The organism is Pseudomonas sp. Irchel s3b5 (assembly GCF_900187435.1).
Lineage (GTDB): Bacteria > Pseudomonadota > Gammaproteobacteria > Pseudomonadales > Pseudomonadaceae > Aquipseudomonas.
Window position 1 is genome coordinate 32,235 of the sequence record NZ_FYDY01000033.1, and the last position, 19,166, is coordinate 51,400.

Sequence of the window (19,166 nt, forward strand, 5' to 3'; positions counted from 1 at the left end):
GAACGCAGCACGCTCTCAACCCTGAAAAGGTCGTTTTATGACGAAATGGCTGCTAGCTGCCGGTGTCTTGATGCCGCTTTACAGCGCTCAGGCTACACAGGATCCGGAAGCTGTGTACAACCGTGTTTGTGGTGCCTGTCATTCCGGCCAGCTTCCAACGGCGCCCCGCAAGGGCGATCAGGAAGCCTGGACGCCGAGGTTGGCGAAAGGTATGGAGACGCTGGTGCAACACGTGACCCAGGGTTTCAAGGCGATGCCGCCGCGTGGTTTGTGCATGGACTGCAGTGCCGAGGATTACCAAGCCATCATCCATTGGATGAGCGAGTAAGCCCGGTCCATAACTCTTCAACCCTTAGCCGTAGTTGGATTAGCTGATGAACAAATTGATCGTGAGTCTGCTGTTGACCATGGGGATCTCCGGCATTGCCAATGCTGCAGGTGAGCCAGTAAAACCCGGTGACGCCGCCGCAGGCCAGGCAAAAGCCGCCGTATGTGGCGCTTGCCACGGACCGGATGGCAACAGCATGGCGCCAAACTTTCCAAAACTGGCGGGTCAGGGCGAACGCTACCTGACCAAGCAGCTGCACGACATCAAGTCGGGCAAGCGCACGGTTCTGGAAATGACCGGCCTGCTGACCAACCTGAGCGATCAGGACCTGGCGGACATCGCCGCTTACTTCGCCAGCCAGAAAGGCAGCGTCGGCGCCGCCGATCCGAAAATCGTGGCACGGGGTGAAGCACTGTTCCGTGGCGGCGACATGGCCAAGGGCCTGCCATCCTGCACCGGCTGTCACTCGCCAAACGGCACCGGCAACGCTGCCGCCGGTTTCCCGCACCTGGGTGGCCAGCACGCTCAATACGTCGCCAAGCAACTGACTGATTTCCGCAAGGAAGAAGGCGGTCGCACCAACGATGGCGATGCGAAAACCATGCAGACCATCGCCAAGCGCCTGAGCGACGAAGACATCGCCGCAGTGTCCAGCTACATTCAGGGCCTGCACTAAGACCGACGAATCGGGCGTGACGCGATTGCATATATCTTGCAACGTTAACGCTCGATTAATCCGTCACAGCAAGTATAAAAAGGGTGGCTTTGGCCGCCCTTTTTTGTGGCCGCTGCCGCTACACTACAGAACTCGAGCCCGCCGCGATCTGTCTGAGAACAGGTCGCGCGAGGCGATAAAATTGTCCAGGAGTAAAGCATGCGTAATCTGATCATCAGCGCCGTTTTTGCCGCTGCCAGCCTGTTCGGCATGACTGCCCAGGCCGCCGAAGCCCCAGCCGCCCCTTATGTCGAACTGACCAATCCGGTTCCGGTTGCCGTGCCTGGCAAGATCGAAGTGGTTGAGCTGTTCTGGTACGGCTGCCCGCATTGCTACGCTTTCGAGCCGGTGATCAATCCATGGGTCGAGAAGCTGCCTTCCGACGTGAATTTCGTCCGTATCCCTGCCATGTTCGGTGGCCCTTGGAACGCACACGGCCAGCTGTTCCTGACCCTCGAAGCGATGGGTGTCGAGCACAAGGTCCATACCGCGGTGTTCGAAGCGATTCAGAAAGAGCACAAAAAGCTGACCGACAAGAATGACATGGCCGATTTCCTGGCCACCCAGGGCGTCGACAAGGACAAATTCCTGGCGACTTTCGATTCTTTCGCCATCAAAGGCCAAATCACCAAAGCCACTGAACTGGCCAAAAAATATGAAATCACCGGCGTTCCTACCTTGATCGTCAACGGCAAGTATCGCTTCGACGTGGGCTCTGCTGGCGGTGCCGAACAAGCCTTGCAACTGGCCGATAAACTGATCGACAAAGAGCGAGCGGCTAATAAGGCTGCCGCCAACTAAGGGCATCGTTTTCCATGCGCCGCTGGGGAACTGAACGCATCGTTGGCCTGCATGATCCGCGGGTCAACGAGCACCATCTGGAGTCGACGGGCCTGCCCGCAGACAGTCGTTTGCGCCTGCTCAGTTTCAATATTCAGGTCGGCATCAGTACCGAGCGCTATCGGCACTACCTGACGCGGGGCTGGCAACATCTGCTGCCCCACACCGGGCGCGCCGGTAATCTGCAGAAGATCGGCAATCTGCTGGGCGACTTCGATCTGGTCGCCTTGCAGGAAGCCGATGGCGGCAGCCTGCGTTCAGGTTACGTCAATCAGGTCGAACACCTGGCCCAGCTCGGCGCCTTCCCCTACTGGTATCAACAGCTCAATCGCAATCTCGGACGTCTCGGCCAGCACAGCAATGGCGTGCTCAGCCGTCTGCGCCCATGGGCGATCGAGGACCATCCATTGCCTGGGCCAAAAGGCCGTGGAGCGATTCTGGTGCGCTTCGGCGAAGGTCCGGAGGCACTGGTGGTGGTCATGATGCATCTCGCGCTCGGTGCGCGTACTCGAAGCCTGCAATTGGCTTATATCCGCGAGCTCATTGGTGGCTATAAGCACCAGGTGCTGATGGGCGACATGAACACCCATGCCAGTGACCTGCTGCAAAACTCTCCATTGCGTGACCTCGGCCTGCTGGCCCCGCAGCTGGAAGCGACGTTCCCCAGCTGGCGCCCACAGCGCTGCCTGGACCATATTCTTTTGAGTCCGACCCTGACCCTTGAAAAGGTCGAGGTGCTGGCCCAACCCATTTCCGATCACCTGCCGGTCGCGGTAGAGATTCGTCTGCCGGGTTCGCTCACGGCCGATGCATTGCCCGCGTTGAGTCCTGCCCTTCGCGGAACCCCTGAATGAGCGACGAAACACAGCGCTGGAAAGAGAAGTACCTCAAAAGCATCGAACAACAGGAAAAACTCGAACGCCGTTGGGATGCACGACTCGACCTGTTGCGGCGCGGGCTGGTGCGCAGCACCTTGGCGGCGGAAGGCACCGACCGCGCCGTGGACCAGTGCATGAAGGAAATGCGCGAAGTCGTGCGTACCGATGACATGGACGCCGGCCTGGCGGCGTTGATTCCGCGTCTGGAAAAAGCCGTGCTCGACTCTGAGCAACGCCGCGAAACCCGGATCAACCAGACCAGCGCCGCCCTGACCGCGCTGGTCACTCAGTTGCAAACACTGCCGTTGCCACGGGAAGTGAGTCGGCCGCTCAAGAGTTTTGCCAAACAACTGGATGCCCGAGTGGGTCAGGCGCGTGAGATTCCATTGTTGCTCAGTGAGCTGAGTGGTCTGCAAGGTAAAGCGCTGAGCCAGCTTGAGAACCCGGCCGAGCAGGATCGACCGGGTTTGTTGCAGCGGTTGTTTGGACATCGTGATACGGAGGCAGCGAACACCCCGGATGCCGATGCCCCTGCGGCGCCTGTCAGCGTCGAGCCACCTACGGCCCGGGAACCTTTCGTCGAGGTGTCGAAGCCACAGTCACTGGCGCCCGAACCCCCACTTACCGAATTACTTGTGCCGGCCGACGATTCAATCGTCCAGCCGCTTGTTGTGGACCCTCCGGAACCGGCTCCAATAAGCGCAACCCAGGAACAACAGCCCCCCGAGGCGCTGCGGCCAATTACCGAGTCGGCCATCAACCCCGATGAACTGATCACCCAGGCATCGGCAGAAAACGCGCACCTTCCACCGGCCACCACGGTGGAAATCACCCCGGTCGATCCGGAGTTATCCGAGCACGACATCCTTTACGCCCTGCCAGACTCCCCCGAGCCGTCTTACAGCTCGGTGGCCAGCCATATTGAAGACACACTGCTGGGCCTGCTGGATGACCTGACGTTGCCCGAGCGCCATCGACCGCAAGCCGAGTCCATGCGTGATCGTCTGAAAAACGGTTTGAACTGGTACGAGTTACTGCCGATTCTCGACGATTTCGCGACGTTGATGCTGGCGATCACCGACAGTGGCCAGCACGAATTCGAAGTCTACCTGCAGCGACTCAACGAGCGTCTTGAGTCGTTCCAGAGCAACCTTCAGGCAGCCAGCGCCGGTCACGCCGACAACCGTTCGGCTGCGCGCGAGATGGACACGCAGATCCGCGAACAGGTCGACGGATTGCAGAGCCGCATGCAAGAAGCAGCGGATCTGGACGATCTCAAAGTCGTCCTGGAAAACCACCTCGAAGGCCTGCTCGGCACCATGGACGAGCACCAGAAAAAACGCGACGAACGCGAGCAAGAGGTCGCCGCACGCCTGCACAGTCTGGCGGAACGGGTCGCCCATATGGAGCAGGAGGCCCAAGGTTACCGCGAGCACCTAGAAGAGCAGCGCCAGAAAGCCTTGATCGATCCGTTGACCGGGCTGCCCAATCGGGCCGCGTGGAGCGAGCGGCTGGAGGATGAAGTCAAACAGTGGCAGCAACATGGCAATACGTTGTTGCTGGCCATGTTCGACCTCGATCATTTCAAGCGCATCAACGATAACTACGGGCACCTGGCTGGCGACAAAGTGTTGAAAATCATTGCTGGTGTATTGCGCAAGCGGCTGCGTGGAACGGATTTCATTGCCCGGTTCGGTGGTGAAGAGTTTGTCCTGCTGATGCCGTCCACGGTGCCTGCGGCCGGTCTGAAGCTGCTGGAGAACCTCCGTGCTGCCATCGAGGCCTGCCCGTTTCACTTCAAGGGTGAGCCGGTGACCATCACCATTTCCATGGGGATGACAGCGTTGCGCCCGGGCGAGCAAAGCGATCAGGCGCTTAAAAGGGCCGATCAGGCGTTATATCGAGCGAAAAATGCAGGTCGTAATCGGGTCGAAACGGGCTGATCGCCTATTGTTCCATTATGTTTAATTCAGCGTGAATGCCGTCCGTGTTCAGGGCGGTACGTTACACTGTTGCATTATCGACTCCTGCGTACAGCCTCTCGCCATGAAATATTTTGCCCTCTTCGTGTCTCTGATCCTGCTGGCCGGCTGTGCCAGCGGCCCTCGATTCGACACCCGTCACAAGTCTGCCAATTTCGACAGCCGCATCCAGTTCGTGGTGGTGCACTACACCAATGCCTCAATGGAGCGTTCGCTGCAATTGCTGACCCATGGCGAGGTCAGCAGTCATTACCTGATCGGTGATGACAAGGGCGCCACCATTTTCAAGCTGATGGACGAAAGCCAGCGTGCCTGGCACGCCGGTGAAAGCGAGTGGGACGGCAGGACCTGGCTGAACTCCAGCTCCATCGGCATCGAAATCGTCAATCCGGGCTTCAAGGACACCCCGACCGGCCGGCTCTGGTATCCGTACACCGAGGATCAGATTCAGTCCTTGATCGTGCTGCTCAAGGACATCAGCAAGCGCTACACCATCAATCCTCGCTACATCATCGGTCACAGTGACATCGCACCGCTGCGCAAACTGGACCCGGGCCCGCTGTTCCCCTGGAAGCGCCTCGCCGCCGAGGGTATCGGCATCTGGCCGAACGAACAGGCCGTGGCGCGCCAGCAAATGCAGTTCGCCGCACAATTGCCGAGCATCAGCTGGTTTCAGTCGCAATTGGCACGATTAGGCTATTCCACGCCACAAACCGGTGAGCTGGATGTTGCAACACGGCATGTGATCGCAGCGTTTCAGATGCGTTTCCGGCCAGCCCGTTTCGACGGCACGCCGGATGCGCAAACGGCGGCGATGTTGATGGTCTTAAATCAGACAAAATAATGACGACCGCCCGACGGTGCGGGCGCTTTCTCAATCAGCAGCTATAACTCATTGGTAATTCGCCGGAATTCCACAATGGCTGCTGCTCGAGATACCTTTCGAAGTTGGTTCTATCACCCCTGGTTTCTGGGGTTGATGGCGGCTGTCTTGAGCACAGGCATGTTGATGACAGGCAGTCTGTTCGTCGCACTGCATCAGGTTGAGCAAAACGAGAGCGAGGAAATGAACGCTCAGGGCGAACGTTTCCTCGCCCGTCTGGAACAACTTTTCGGGCAGTTGCGAGAAAGTCTCGATGACCTTGAGACCCAGCCGTTAAGAGGCTGCGACGATGAGATGATCGCGACCTTGCAGGCGGTCAGTTTCAATTACCGTTTCGTTTACGAAGCAGCCTACATGGATGCTTCGCGTGTCTGCTCCAATCGACCGCGTCAGGAAGGGTTGTCGCTGATTCGACCACCAGACATCGAAGGCCCTACCTACAGTTATTGGCTCAATACCACGACCGAACCCGATGAAAACCGTGCCGCGCTGATGCTCGGGCGCGGCAATTTTCGCGTGGCGACGTCTCGTGGGCATTTGACCGACATGGTCGATCTGTCGCCGGGTAGCAGCCTGCTGGTTGTTCTGGACGATGGCACGCGGGCCATTCCGGTGTTGGGGGTCTCACAGCCCTGGCCACCGAAAAAAGGCTGGCCACCGAAAAATCGAGACGCGCTGCAAATTACCGGGACACGCCTGATTTACCGCATGCCTACCGACAACCCGGAATACCAATTGGTGTTGATCAGCCCACGTAGCGGCATGCATGTGCCGACGGTCTGGTGGTGGCTGCTGCCGGCCAGTTTGGCGTTGGGTGTGTGCGTGGGATTCCTGGTGTTTCTGCTGGTACGTCAGCGACAGTCGCTGGACGCCGAGCTGACCGGCGCGATTCGACGCGGCGAGTTGCAGGTGTTGTATCAACCGATCTTCGACCTCGATAGCCGTAACTGTGTGGGCGCTGAAGCCCTGCTGCGGTGGCGCAGGCCGGACGGCACACTGACCAGTCCCGATCTGTTCATTCCAATGGCGGAGAACACCGGGCAAATTCGCCAGATGACAGACTTCGTGCTGCAACGCCTGCTTGAACAGCTCGGGCAATTGCTGCGCGCCAATCCGCAGCTCTACATTTCGGTGAATCTCGCGGCGTGTGACGTGATGGTTCCGCGGATCGGCCAGGTCATGGAGCGGTTGCTGACACTGCATCGGGTCGCGGCCCGGCAGATTGCCTTCGAGGTCACCGAGCGCGGCCTGATCGATGTGGTGGTGGCCCGGGAAAACCTGCAAGCCTTGCGGGATGTCGGGCATCAGGTGTTGATCGATGATTTCGGTACCGGCTATTGCAGCCTCGCCTACCTGCAAACCTTGCCGGTGGACTGCCTGAAAATCGACAAGGCGTTTATCGACGCCCTGGGCCATGACGCCGCCAGCAGTGGTGTGGCTCCGCACATCATCCACATGGCCCAGTCACTGCACCTCAAGGTGATTGCCGAGGGCATCGAACATGAAGCCCAGGCTGCGTTACTCAGCAGCGAGGGCGTGAAGTTCGGTCAGGGCTGGCTGTTCGCCCAGGCCCTGAGCGCGGTGCAGTTCATTGAACTGATCACCCGAGGGCGCCGCCGCACGGTGCGACGATTGGATGATGAAGCCTGACGCCGCTCTAAACGGTCAGCGCCATGTAGAACTGCGTGCCCTGTCCTGGCCGTGAATAGACGCCCATCCGACCGCCATGCAATTGCACGATCTCCTTGCACAGGGCCAGACCGAGCCCGGCACCGCCCTTCTTGCGCCCGACCTGCACGAACGGTTCAAAGATCCGTCCTTGCTGGCCGTAGGCAATGCCTTCGCCATTGTCTTCAACGCTGATGATCACCCGATCGCCATGCCGTCGGGCCTGCAGACGTATGCGCCCGCCTGAGCCGGTGTGGCGCAGCGCGTTGTCGATCAGGTTATCGAGTACCCGGTCCAATTGCAGCTGGTCGGCTTGCAGCCAAGGCAACGGTCCCTGCACTTCTACCAGCAGGTCGATTTCCTTTTCGCTGGCTGATTCGGCAAAGCGTGTTTGAGCCTGCTCCAGCAAATCCTCGATGGAACAGGGTGTCAGGGTCAGCTTTTGCAAGCCGTTCTGGTAGCGGGAGAAGTTCAGCAGGTCGTTGATCAGTTGCATCAGGCGCTGCATCTCTTCGTTGACCGTGTCCAGCAGGTCGGCCTCCCGGGAGTCAGGGGCAAAGTGCGCACGTTCGCGAAACAGACCGAACGCCATGTGCATGCCGGTGACCGGTGTTCGCAACTCATGAGAGGCTCGTAACACGAATTCGCTGCGCACCCGTTCGAAGGCCCGCTGTTCCGTTACGTCATGCAGCACCATCACGGCACCGAGAATATGGCCTTGGGTATGGCTGACGGGGGTCAGGCTGTAGGTCAACACGCGCGCTTCACCGTCGACCTCGATGCTCAAATCGTCCGGCGCTCGCTCCAGCGTGCCGCCGCGCAGGACCAGTTGCAGCTGCGGATCGAGTTCAGGGCGCTCCAATGCCGCGCCCAAGCCCTGCCCCAAGCGGTCGGAGTCCCAGCCGAGTTGGCGTTGGGCCACGGGGTTGAGGTGCTCCAGATGGCCCTGGCGGTCGATCATCAGTAGGCCGTCGTCGATACTGTCGAGGACCGCCTGCAAACGCTGCTGGCCGGCCAGAAGCTCGTCGACGTTGGTGGCCTGATGGTCACGCAATGCTTCGGCCATGATCCCGAAACGCCGGGTCAGTTGGTTCAACTCCGCAGCCGACGAGATCGGCAGGGTGACATCGAAATTACCTTGGCCGATGTTATCCGCTGCCTGGACCAGGGCTTCAATCGGCGCTCCGAAACGCCGAGCAAGGGCATGGGCGGTGACGAAGCCGATGATCAGCACTGCCAGTCCCACCAGCCCGAGTAACCCGGCTACCAGAAGCGCACGTTCACGGGCCTGTTGCTGGATCAGGTTGATGGCGTCCAGCGCGCGTTTGTGTTCGATGATCAAGCCATTACGCAGTGCGTTGAACTTGTCGGCGAGGTCATTGTGGCTGCCGAGGACATTTGTGGTGTTCGGGGACAGCTCATACGCCTGGATGAAGCTCTGGTAATCCGCCTTGGCTTTTCTGAATCCGTACTCGTTGCCTTTCTCGTCTTGTGGCTCTTGGGCGATACCTTCTTCAAGCAAACTGAAGTATTGCTGCTTGGAGGCTTCGAAGGCATTTGGATCGGGTTTGTCGCTGAGCAGGATGACCAGTTGGTCGCCCAGGGTCTGACGTAGCTTGAGACCCAGATCCAGAGTGGCGAAATTGTTGCGGATCAGCGATTCCTGGCTAGCCGCCATCTGCATCACGCCGACCAGCCCGAGTAGCAGCCCGAACAAGGCTGCGGTGATGAGTGCGGAAATGCTCAGGAAGAGCCGTGTCCTCAACTTCATCGCCAGTTTCATTGGCAGTGGCTCACAAGCTGTACTGCTTGCGTTTGCGGTACAGCGTCGAAGCATCGATGCCCAGGGTTTTGGCGGCTTGGTCGAGCGTGTCGGCGGTGGCCAGGACTGCGCCGATGTGGGCTTTTTCCAGTTCGTCCAGGCTCAGCGCCGCGCCGATACGTGGCGCATTGTTGACCGGGGTTTCGGCCATGCCCAGGTGGTTGATCTCGACGCGCTCCTGCGGGCAGATGATGCTCGCACGTTCGACGACATTGCGCAGCTCGCGGATGTTGCCCGGCCAGCGGTAGCTCAGCAGCGCTTCCCGCGCCTCATCGCTGAAGGCCCGTGCCGGTCGTGCGTACTCTTTGACGAACCGCGCCAGGAACCGATCGGCGAGGGTGAGAATATCTTCGCGGCGTTCGCGCAGCGGCGGCAGGTGCAAAGTAATGACGTTCAGTCGATAGAGCAGGTCTTCGCGGAAGCGGCCGTCACGCACCATGTCCTCAAGGTTGAGGTTGGTGGCCGCGAGGATGCGCACATCGGCGCGACGGGTCACGGGGTCGCCGACGCGTTCATACTCCTTGTCCTGGATGAAACGCAGCAACTTTGGCTGCAACGTCAGTGGAAAATCACCGATTTCGTCAAGAAACAACGTGCCACCGTCAGCCTGGTTGACGCGACCCAGGGTGCTTTCGCTCGCCCCGGTGAATGCGCCACGGCTATGGCCGAAGAGCTCGCTTTCCATGAGTTCGGCCGTCAGCGACGGGCAATTGATCGTGACGCAGGATTTCTTCGCCCGCTTGCTCCAGCCGTGGATGGCCTGAGACAACTCACCCTTGCCGGTGCCGGATTCGCCAAGAATCAGGATGTTGGCGTCGGTGGTGGCGACCTGTCGAGCGGTTTCGAGAACCACCTTCATGGCCGGACTGTGGGAGTCCAGACCATCCTTGGGTTTGCGTACCTCACCTTCCAGGGCTTCCAGGCGCGCCGACAGTTGCCGCACCTCCAATTGCTTGGCGGTGGCCAGTCGCAATTGATCAGGGCTGCATGGTTTGACCAGATAGTCGGCGGCACCGGCCTGGATGGCGTCCACTGCCGTGTCGACGGCCGAGTGCGCCGTGACAATCACGACCCGCATCCAGGGCGCTTGTACGCGCATTTGCGCCAGCACATCGAGCCCGTTGTCTTCGCCAAGGCGCAAATCGAGGAAGCACAGATCGAAAACCTGACGTTGCAGCAACGCCTCTGCCTGCGCGGCGCTGGTGGCAGTGGCCACGCTGTAGCCTTCGTCTTCGAGGCAATATCGGAAAGTACGCAGGATGGCGGATTCATCGTCCACCAGCAGAATACGGCCTTGATGCTCAGTGGCTGATTCCATTTTCCTACGCTCCTTAGTGAATGGTCTGAATTTAGTCCCGGAAAAATCGGGCAAGTTGCATGGTTGATTCTGAGCTATTCCTGCACAGAGAGGGTAGCGCTCATCTCAATGATCAGTTAGCAGCCTGATTCTTTGGGTCTTTTAATAGAATCCCGGTTTCAGACAACGTCCTGCGTCCATTTCTGACATCTGCGCCCTCCTCGCAATTCCAAAAAAATTACGACTTCCTTGATTGGGATCGTGCAATTCGCACGGTTCTAGGGTCGGCATCGTGCAGGATGCGCCTGAAGTGATTTTCGTTAAGTTGATAACGTATTGATTTAAAAGGTTTTTTGTTCTCAAAAAAATCTGGCATGCAGGGTGCAATGGTCTGATTAACCAGGGCATTCAAGAACAAACGCCCGTCAATCCCGACTTGATTGGGAGGAGCTTCAGGATGAACCGTCAACGTGCCGCCCACTTGCGCCTATCGCCGCTGTATTTCCAGCAAGGCTTGTTCGCTGTTCTGGCGCTGATGATCACATTGATCGGCGGCCAGCAGTTTGTGCGCTGGGAGCAGAGTCAGCAGCCAGACGCGGCGCGCCCAACGTTTCAGTACCCGACCCAAACCCAATTCAGCGCTGTCAGCAGCCAGGCCGACAGCACCCCGATGCGAATGATGGACGTCGACCAGGCCCAGCCTGTGGACGAGATGCGTCCCCAGGAGCGTTGGGTGTTCTAGGCAATACACCTGTCGCCTTTGATGCGCCGGGAAACGCAGCACCTTTAATAGACGCGTAAGGAGAATCACCATGTTGAGCTGGGCAATCACATTCCTGATCATTGCCATTGTCGCTGCCGTACTGGGCTTCGGTGGTATCGCGGGCACCGCCACGGGTATCGCCAAGATTCTGTTTGTCGTGTTCCTGGTGATGTTCATTGCTTCCTTCTTCTTTAGCCGTCGCGGTCGCGGCTGACATGAGCGGTTTGTCGAAAACACTGGCAGCCGCCCTGCTGTTGGGCGGTAGTGCCAGGGCTTGCCGACATGCCTGATCTGCGTATGCAGGGTTTGTTGAAAGATCAGAATTTGTACAGGAAAGAGGCCGCCGCGCTTCTTTCCATCTGCGCCACCTGAGGAAGGCCGGCGCATGACCATGGGGTCGGGACGTTCTGCCTGTGTCAGGGGCGGAGTGACCTACGGGTACAGGGAGTGCCTGCGCGAGGGCCGGGTCAGGAAAAGCTGCGTCGCAAGTTCGCCGACCGACCCAGGCTCGACGGACTTGCGAAGGGCTTGATCACACATACGCTTGAGACCGTCATTCCTTCGTTTTTCCTCTCCCCGTTGGTCATCTGCGCTCACAAACATGATTTGCGCAGCAATCTCTGTGACCGTATATCGAGAAAAATAACCGTTATTTTGCTGTGATTTTTCTCGCCATCACGTGGGATTTTGCTGAAAAAACCACGATCCTGCCCTGCTCAAAAAACAACCAACCTGCTCTGTGATGACCGGTTCACGGCGCTTATGCCTGCTGAAATGTCGTATTCGAACCGATTGCGACGTCGCTTTCAGTAAAAAAACCTCATGCCGATTCGGCATGGGGTAGGCGTTTACGGCATTAGACGTCGCTTCCTTGCATCGGAATAGTTGCGCCTTTTTTCGCCTGCCAGAGAGCTATTAACAAGTGCTCCGGGGCTCCTTATACGGGGGCAGATGCACAGACGGTTTCGCCACAAGCGGGCCAGTCCATGCGTCTGTCCGAGTCAAACTGAAGTAAGGGTAAAGATATGAAGAAGGCAAAGCTTAGCCTCGCCTGGCAGATCCTCATCGGTCTGGTATTGGGGATTGCAATCGGTGCGCTGCTCAACCATTTCAGTGCCGAAAAAGCCTGGTGGATCAGCAACGTCCTGCAACCGGCAGGCGATATCTTTATCCGTCTGATCAAGATGATTGTGATCCCGATCGTGATCTCTTCGCTGATCGTCGGCATTGCCGGTGTGGGTGATGCGAAGAAACTCGGTAGCATCGGCCTCAAAACCATCATCTACTTTGAAGTCGTCACCACCATTGCCATCGTCGTAGGCCTGCTGATGGCCAACCTGTTCCATCCGGGTGCCGGCATCGACATGAGCACGCTGGGAACGGTGGATATCTCCAAGTACCAGGCGACGGCGGCGGAGGTCCAGCATGAACACGCGTTCATTGAGACCATCCTCAACCTGATCCCGTCGAACATCTTCGCGGCCATGACCCGCGGCGAAATGCTGCCGATCATCTTCTTCTCCGTGCTGTTCGGTCTCGGTCTGTCGAGCCTCAAGCCAGAGTTGCGTGATCCGCTGGTCACGATGTTCCAGGGCGTGTCGGAAAGCATGTTCAAGGTCACCCACATGATCATGAACTACGCCCCGATCGGCGTCTTCGCACTGATCGCGGTAACCGTGGCCAACTTCGGTTTCGCTTCCCTGCTGCCGCTGGCGAAACTGGTGATCCTGGTTTACGTCGCCATCGCCTTCTTCGCCTTCGTGGTGCTGGGCCTGATCGCACGCCTGTTCGGCTTCTCGGTGATCAAGCTGATGCGCATCTTCAAGGATGAGCTGGTGCTGGCCTACTCCACCGCTTCCTCCGAGACCGTGCTGCCGCGCGTGATCGAGAAGATGGAAGCCTACGGCGCACCGAAAGCCATTTGCAGCTTCGTGGTACCGACCGGCTACTCGTTCAACCTCGACGGTTCGACCCTGTATCAAAGCATCGCGGCGATCTTCATTGCTCAGCTGTACGGCATTGACCTGTCGGTCGGCCAGCAACTGCTGCTGGTCCTGACCCTGATGGTCACCTCCAAAGGCATCGCCGGCGTACCGGGCGTGTCCTTCGTGGTACTGCTGGCAACTCTGGGCAGCGTTGGTATTCCGCTGGAAGGTCTGGCGTTCATCGCCGGTGTCGACCGCATCATGGACATGGCGCGTACCGCACTGAACGTGATCGGCAACGCCCTGGCCGTACTGGTTATCTCGCGTTGGGAAGGCATGTACGACGATGCCAAGGGCCAGCGCTACTGGAACTCCCTGCCACACTGGCGCAGCAAGGAAAAGCTGCCGGCTGGTGAAGTTTCCAGCAACTGACACCCTCTGTAGAAACCGGCTTGCTGGCGATGAACGATAACGCGATGTGACAGATACACCGCGGTGCAGCAATCGCCAGCAAGCCGGCTCCTACAGATGTGTAGCGCATAGACAAACCCCGGAGAAATCCGGGGTTTGTCGTTTCTGGCCACCCCGCTATCATTCGCGCATCTTTTGGGGGATTTGACTGATGCTTAATGGCCTGTGGCTTGGCTTCTTCGTTGTGGCCGCAATATCGGCGCTGGTGCAGTGGCTGGTCGGCGGTAATGCCGGGATTTTTGCGGCGATGGTGGAGAGCATTTTCGCCATGGCCAAGCTGTCGGTCGAAGTGATGGTCCTGCTGTTCGGCACCCTCACCCTCTGGCTCGGCTTTCTGCGGATCGCCGAGAAAGCCGGGATCGTCGAATGGCTGGCCAAGGCGCTCGGCCCGCTGTTTTTGCGCCTCATGCCGGAAGTCCCGCCCGGTCACCCGGCCATCGGCCTGATCACCCTGAACTTCGCCGCCAACGGCCTGGGCCTGGACAACGCAGCCACGCCGATTGGCCTCAAAGCCATGAAGGCCCTGCAGGAGCTCAATCCCAGCGCCACCATCGCCAGTAACGCGCAGATCCTGTTCCTGGTGCTCAACGCGTCGTCCCTGACGCTGTTGCCGGTGACGATCTTCATGTACCGCGCCCAACAAGGCGCGCCTGACCCGACGCTGGTGTTCCTGCCCATTCTGCTGGCCACCAGTTGCTCGACCATCGTCGGCTTTTTATCCGTGGCCTTCATGCAACGCCTGCGCATCTGGGACCCGGTGGTGCTGGCCTACATGATTCCCGGTGCCCTCATCCTCGGTGGCTTCATGGCGCTGTTGGGCACGATGTCGGCCGCCGCACTGGCCGGTTTGTCATCGATCCTCGGCAACCTGACGCTGTTCGGTCTGATCATGCTGTTCCTTGTGATCGGCGCGCTGCGCAAAGTGAAGGTCTACGAGGCCTTCGTCGAGGGTGCCAAAGAAGGCTTCGATGTCGCGAAGAACCTGCTGCCGTATCTGGTGGCGATGCTGTGTGCGGTGGGCGTGCTGCGGGCGTCCGGGGCGCTGGATTTTGGCCTGGACGGGATTCGTCATCTGGTGGAATGGGCCGGTTGGGATACGCGGTTCGTCGATGCGCTGCCAACCGCCATGGTCAAACCCTTCTCCGGCAGCGCTGCCCGGGCGATGTTGATTGAAACCATGAAGACCTCGGGCGTAGACAGCTTCCCGGCGCTGGTGGCGGCAACCGTCCAGGGCAGCACCGAAACGACGTTCTATGTGCTGGCGGTGTACTTCGGCGCCGTGGGCATCCAGCGCGCTCGGCATGCGGTCGGTTGTGCGCTGCTGGCGGAGCTGGCCGGGGTGCTCGGTGCGATCGGTGTTTGCTACTGGTTCTTCGGTTGATGGGCGCTTGCTGATCCGGACAGCGCTTTGAGTGCTGTCTTGCGCTCCTCTAGCGGCAAGGCGCCAAGCGTTTCCACGGCGGCGTAGAACTTCAGCCAGTCACCGCCCGCCTGGTTGAACAATGCGACAAACGCAGGTACCCATTGGTCATACAGGCCAAACGGCAGTAATCGGGCATTGTTCATCGGAGCATTGATCCAGGCGTCATAGCGTTTGTCGCCTGCCCACTGACGGTCGCGCATTTGCCGGTATTCGCCACGTAACCGCTCAAACTCCGCCGCTTTGCGCTGACGCATTTGTTCGGCCGGCAATGGCTGCGCATAGAGCTTCTCCAATCGGCTGCGGGTGTCCAGCACTAGCTCAATGAACTGGTCACGCTGGCGTGCCTGCGCATTGTTATCGGGAGGAAGGTTGCGAAAGGCGCGCCACTGGCGAGTGCCCTCTTGCTCGACAAACGTGGCAAATGACTCGTTGAACTCGGTGTCGTCCTTCACATACATACGCTGATGCGCCAACTCGTGAAAAATCAGCGTAGCCAGTCGTTCATCGCCCCAACCCATCATCGAATTCAAGATCGGATCGTTGAACCAGCCGAGTGTCGAATAGGCCTCGACACCGCCAATCGACACATCCATCCCTTGCAGACGTTGCAGGGCTGCTTCACCGCGAGCCGCGCTCTGACTGTAATAACCGCGATAGGCCACGCAACCCGCGATGGGAAAGCAGTGGTTTTGCGGGGTCAGGGAGAATTCCGGCGTGACGAAAACATTCCAGACCACATATGGCCGGCCAATATCGGCGTACAGGCGATAGCTCTGGTTGTCCGGTAGACGCAGCTGCTGGCTGGCGAACGTCCGGGCCTTTTGTGACTGGGCCAGGTGAGCGCGCAGTTTTTGATCGCGAGTCGGATCGGCGATCACTTCGCAAACAGGCTCCCGCGCTCGCAACAGTTGCAGCTGGCCACTGGCCAACTGCCTGTAATAGCTGACGCTGCTGCAACCGTTGAGCAACAAAAACATCACACCCGGAAACAAAACGCGAAAAACGCGATCAAGTAACCCAAGGCTTGGAAGTGGCCTGATCAAAATGAATTTACCCTGGAGAGTCTGCCCGCAAGACTATCCCGCCTGACTGGAGCTCCGCTATGCGCATGTTGATGCTGACGGGAAGCCTGCTGTTGCTGGCTGGCTGTGCTGGATTTGGACTACCGCACCACGATCCCTCGCAAGCCTGGATCGATCTGGATTCACAACAAGAAGATACGGCTTTGCAGGCACTGGAGGTCGACGACAAGGCCACTGAGGACAAGCGCTACTTTGAGGTTCAACCCGGCAGCCATGAGTTGACCGTTCGCTACCAGTTCACCGTGCAACCCACCAACATCGGGCCCGACGCTGAGCCGCTGTGGCGCGATTGTCAGATCAACGTGAAATTCAAGGAATTCAATGCCGGCGAGCGCTATGAACTGCAGGCGGGCAATATCGGTTTCCGGCCTTGGGCAAAGCTCTACGATCAACAGCGCAAAGTGATTGGTCAGGGCACGCCGGCGGGCTGCCAACGCACCTGATCAGCGTTATGCTGGATGCCTACCCCTTGAGACATCCAACATGCGCAGGTTGATGCTGTTGTTCGCCGCCAGTGTGGTCGCGGGCTGCCAAACCCCGATGCCGACACCCAATCCTCAAATGGCCTGGGTGGAGTTCTCTACGCCCTTCCCTAACGACAAGTTGTTGATGGCCGAGCGCCTCGACAAGCAGCGATTGCGCGACGGGCGTTATTTCGAAGTGTTGCCCGGCAGCCATGAGCTGGTCGTCCGGTTCGACTTCGAAGTACCCGGCGGCGGGGGCATGAATATGATGAGCGGGCCCTCGGAACGGCTTTGCTACCTGACGATCAGATACGATCATTTCGAAGCCGGTCAGCGTTACGTGCTCGAAGGCCGCTCAATCGCCTTCACCCCTGGCGCCCGGCTGTACAACGCCAAGCGGGAGATCGTCGCTGAAGACCGGGAAGCCTACTGCCTGATGTGAGTGTCAGCGGTCGTTCTTCTGGTAGATGATCTTCTTGGTGCCGTTTTCACACGAACCCACGACCATATTCTTGTCGTGCACTTCGTCGTTGGTGACGATTTCAAGCGTGTAGGAGGTTACTCCGCTGGCCTGGATCTTGGCTTCGATCTCGGCCTTGAGTTCTTCACAGGGTTTCGGTGCGGCGATCGCCGATGTGGCCAGCGCGCAACAGATAACCGCCAAGGCAAAACGTTTCATGGTTGAAGCTCCTTTGAGGCAGCACGCACGGTAATGCGTTTTGGCTGCTGTCATTTATTCGACCACAGTTTTGCCGTTCAGGTTTTGTTTCAGGGCAAAAAGTTCGCAGCCCGAAGGCTGCGAAGCGCAAGCGTATTAGCCAACCAGCGTCGCATCCAGGCTGATTTTCGCATTCAGCACTTTGGACACCGGACAGCCTTCTTTAGCCTTGTTGCTCAGCTCTTCGAACTGGGCTTGAGTTGCGTCGGGGATTTTCGCCTTGAGGATCAGTTTCACGGCCGTGATCGCAAAGCCGCCATCCACCTGGTCCAGAGTCACTTCAGCGTTGGTATCGATGCTGTCGGCTTTCAGCCCCGCCTCCCCCAGAATCATTGAAAACGCCATGGAGAAACAACCCGCGTGGGCTGCGCCGATCAGCTCTTCCGGGTTGGTACCTTTGCCGCCCTCGAAGCGCGCTTTGAAGCCATAAGGTGCCTCTCTGAGTACGCCGGTTTCCGTGGAAATCGAGCCGATGCCGGTTTTCAGGTCCCCTTCCCAATGAGCCGATGCTTTCTTGGTGATAGCCATGCCTGTCTCCTCAAGAGCGGCGCGAAATGTCACGCCTTTGTGGTTTTCGATTAGCAGGGTTGTGAGGATAGACCGAGGCGCAAAGTTCATCCTGTCCGATCGGGACGCTTTTTTTGCAGGATTTTTTACCCGGCTATTGAATCTCGGGTATATGCCCACATTGCATGAAACACGCCTTTGGATTCGGCAGGTTTTTGCTCGCATAAAAACCTGCGCCCTCATTTGGAGAAGCAGGTTTATGAAACGACTGTCCGATATCAAGTTCTCGGCCCTCGATCTGGTGCCTGTGCGCGAGAACGGCAGCCCCGCCCAGTCGCTGCGCAACTCGCTGGACCTGGCGCAACACGTCGAGAAGTTCGGCTACAACCGCTTCTGGGTCGCCGAGCACCACAACATGGATGGCATCGCCAGTTCCGCTACATCGGTGCTGCTCGGCTATCTTGCGGGCGGCACATCGACCATTCGTGTCGGTTCGGGTGGCGTGATGTTGCCCAACCACGCGCCGCTGGTGATCGCGGAGCAGTTCGGCACCCTGGAAAGCCTCTATCCTGGCCGGATCGATCTGGGCCTGGGTCGTGCGCCAGGCTCCGATCAGATGACCGCGCGCGCGCTGCGCCGTGAACGCTCCGGCAGCGCCGACGACTTCCCGGAAGATGTCGCCGAACTGGTCCGCTACCTCGGCCCGCGAACCCCGGACCAACGCATCATCGCAATGCCGGGCACCGGTACGAATGTACCGGTCTGGCTGTTGGGTTCGAGCCTGTTCAGTGCACAGCTGGCAGGTGAGCGCGGTTTGCCCTACGCATTCGCCTCACATTTCGCGCCGCGCTACATGCACGAGGCAATTCGCGTCTATCGCAACCATTTCAAGCCATCGGCCGTGTTGGACAAACCCTACGTGATGCTCGGTGTGCCGCTGGTGGCTGCCGACACCGATGAGCAAGCCGATTACCTGGCGACGTCGGTGTACCAAAGGATTCTCGCGCTCATGCGTGGTCAGAGCCTGGTGCAGCGTCCGCCGGTGGAATCCATGGATGGCCTGTGGCTACCCCATGAGCGAGAAGCTGTGCGTGATTTCCTGGGGTTGGCCATGGTGGGCAGCCCGCAGAAAATCCGCGCCAAACTGGACGTGCTCATTGAGCAGACTCAGGCGGACGAGCTGATTTTTACCTGTGACTTGTACGAACATTCCGATCGCGTGCATTCCTACGAACTGCTGGCGCAAGTCATGAAAGGTTGATGCGAAAACCCGTGTCTAGTCCTGAAATAGGTTTACACCTGTTTCAGTCTCAAAACGCCCGATGCACTGCATCGGGCGTTTTGTATTTCAAGGCCAGATGTGGCCGCTCCGCGTTGTAGATCAGCACCGATTCATCAAC

The 19,166-nt window shown here is 58.7% G+C and carries 19 protein-coding genes; 14 read left to right on the plus strand and 5 right to left on the minus strand.

The annotated features are described in order from the left end of the window. Positions 1-37 precede the first annotated feature (37 nt). From CKW15_RS24345 to CKW15_RS24380, 7 genes are all read left to right on the plus strand, one after another. The gene (locus CKW15_RS24345; RefSeq protein ID WP_095059717.1) at positions 38-328 is read left to right on the plus strand and encodes a cytochrome c5 family protein; all 291 of its coding nucleotides are present in this window, start codon (positions 38-40) and stop codon (positions 326-328) included. 46 nt (positions 329-374) lie between these two features. Then, positions 375-1,004, plus strand: coding sequence for a cytochrome c (locus tag CKW15_RS24350; RefSeq protein ID WP_095059716.1), 630 nt, complete (start codon positions 375-377; stop codon positions 1,002-1,004). A gap of 198 nt (positions 1,005-1,202) precedes the next feature. Next, positions 1,203-1,844: a thiol:disulfide interchange protein DsbA/DsbL gene (locus CKW15_RS24360; protein WP_095059715.1), complete on the plus strand. Its 642-nt coding sequence runs from the start codon at positions 1,203-1,205 to the stop codon at positions 1,842-1,844. Between the two features lie 14 nt (positions 1,845-1,858). Beyond that, on the plus strand, positions 1,859-2,737 hold the full coding sequence (locus CKW15_RS24365) for an endonuclease/exonuclease/phosphatase family protein (protein WP_095059714.1): 879 nt from the start codon (positions 1,859-1,861) through the stop codon (positions 2,735-2,737). Beyond that, positions 2,734-4,704, plus strand: a complete 1,971-nt coding sequence (locus CKW15_RS24370) for a GGDEF domain-containing protein (protein ID WP_095152825.1) — start codon at positions 2,734-2,736, stop codon at positions 4,702-4,704. Before CKW15_RS24365 ends, CKW15_RS24370 begins: the two co-directional genes overlap by 4 nt. A gap of 103 nt (positions 4,705-4,807) precedes the next feature. Further along, on the plus strand, positions 4,808-5,587 hold the full coding sequence (locus CKW15_RS24375; protein ID WP_095059712.1) for an N-acetylmuramoyl-L-alanine amidase: 780 nt from the start codon (positions 4,808-4,810) through the stop codon (positions 5,585-5,587). Positions 5,588-5,662: 75 nt separating this feature from the next. Next, complete coding sequence (locus tag CKW15_RS24380; protein WP_095152826.1) at positions 5,663-7,276, plus strand: EAL domain-containing protein; 1,614 nt, start codon at positions 5,663-5,665, stop codon at positions 7,274-7,276. A 7-nt stretch (positions 7,277-7,283) separates the two neighbouring features. Here CKW15_RS24380 and CKW15_RS24385 read toward each other — a convergent pair whose 3' ends face one another. Next, a complete protein-coding gene (locus CKW15_RS24385; RefSeq protein WP_095152827.1) occupies positions 7,284-9,077 on the minus strand; it encodes a KinB sensor domain-containing domain in 1,794 nt (597 codons plus the stop codon). 10 nt (positions 9,078-9,087) lie between these two features. Next, positions 9,088-10,434, minus strand: a complete 1,347-nt coding sequence (gene algB / locus CKW15_RS24390; protein WP_095152828.1) for a sigma-54-dependent response regulator transcription factor AlgB — start codon at positions 10,432-10,434, stop codon at positions 9,088-9,090. A 436-nt stretch (positions 10,435-10,870) separates the two neighbouring features. On the opposite strand from algB, the gene CKW15_RS24395 reads away from it, so the two are divergent. The 4 genes from CKW15_RS24395 to CKW15_RS24410 all read left to right on the plus strand — a co-directional run bounded on the left by CKW15_RS24395 (position 10,871) and on the right by CKW15_RS24410 (position 14,953). Beyond that, positions 10,871-11,155: a hypothetical protein gene (locus CKW15_RS24395; protein WP_095152829.1), complete on the plus strand. Its 285-nt coding sequence runs from the start codon at positions 10,871-10,873 to the stop codon at positions 11,153-11,155. A gap of 70 nt (positions 11,156-11,225) precedes the next feature. Next, positions 11,226-11,390 carry a DUF1328 domain-containing protein gene (locus CKW15_RS24400; protein WP_020798027.1) on the plus strand — a complete coding sequence of 55 codons (165 nt, stop codon included), beginning with the start codon at positions 11,226-11,228 and terminating at the stop codon, positions 11,388-11,390. 811 nt (positions 11,391-12,201) lie between these two features. Beyond that, positions 12,202-13,533 (plus strand): glutamate/aspartate:proton symporter GltP, encoded by a 1,332-nt coding sequence (gene gltP / locus CKW15_RS24405; RefSeq protein ID WP_095059707.1) that lies wholly within the window; start codon positions 12,202-12,204, stop codon positions 13,531-13,533. Between the two features lie 190 nt (positions 13,534-13,723). After that, positions 13,724-14,953: a nucleoside recognition domain-containing protein gene (locus CKW15_RS24410; RefSeq protein ID WP_095059706.1), complete on the plus strand. Its 1,230-nt coding sequence runs from the start codon at positions 13,724-13,726 to the stop codon at positions 14,951-14,953. On the opposite strand, the gene CKW15_RS24415 is transcribed toward CKW15_RS24410, so the two are convergent. Beyond that, positions 14,935-16,038 carry an aminopeptidase gene (locus CKW15_RS24415; protein ID WP_095152830.1) on the minus strand — a complete coding sequence of 368 codons (1,104 nt, stop codon included), beginning with the start codon at positions 16,036-16,038 and terminating at the stop codon, positions 14,935-14,937. The genes CKW15_RS24410 and CKW15_RS24415 overlap by 19 nt on opposite strands. 59 nt (positions 16,039-16,097) lie before the next feature. Here CKW15_RS24415 and CKW15_RS24420 point away from each other — a divergent pair, with 59 nt between their 5' ends. Further along, a complete protein-coding gene (locus CKW15_RS24420; RefSeq protein WP_095059704.1) occupies positions 16,098-16,520 on the plus strand; it encodes a hypothetical protein in 423 nt (140 codons plus the stop codon). A 40-nt stretch (positions 16,521-16,560) separates the two neighbouring features. Then, a complete protein-coding gene (locus CKW15_RS24425; RefSeq protein WP_095152831.1) occupies positions 16,561-16,983 on the plus strand; it encodes a hypothetical protein in 423 nt (140 codons plus the stop codon). Positions 16,984-16,986: 3 nt separating this feature from the next. Here the strand turns inward: CKW15_RS24425 and CKW15_RS24430 are convergent, their stop codons facing one another. Then, positions 16,987-17,220 (minus strand): DUF1161 domain-containing protein, encoded by a 234-nt coding sequence (locus CKW15_RS24430; RefSeq protein ID WP_095152832.1) that lies wholly within the window; start codon positions 17,218-17,220, stop codon positions 16,987-16,989. Between the two features lie 135 nt (positions 17,221-17,355). Beyond that, positions 17,356-17,787, minus strand: a complete 432-nt coding sequence (locus tag CKW15_RS24435; protein ID WP_095059701.1) for an OsmC family protein — start codon at positions 17,785-17,787, stop codon at positions 17,356-17,358. A gap of 238 nt (positions 17,788-18,025) precedes the next feature. Here CKW15_RS24435 and CKW15_RS24440 point away from each other — a divergent pair, with 238 nt between their 5' ends. Further along, on the plus strand, positions 18,026-19,027 hold the full coding sequence (locus CKW15_RS24440) for an LLM class flavin-dependent oxidoreductase (RefSeq protein ID WP_095152833.1): 1,002 nt from the start codon (positions 18,026-18,028) through the stop codon (positions 19,025-19,027). The last annotated feature ends 139 nt before the right edge of the window (positions 19,028-19,166 follow it).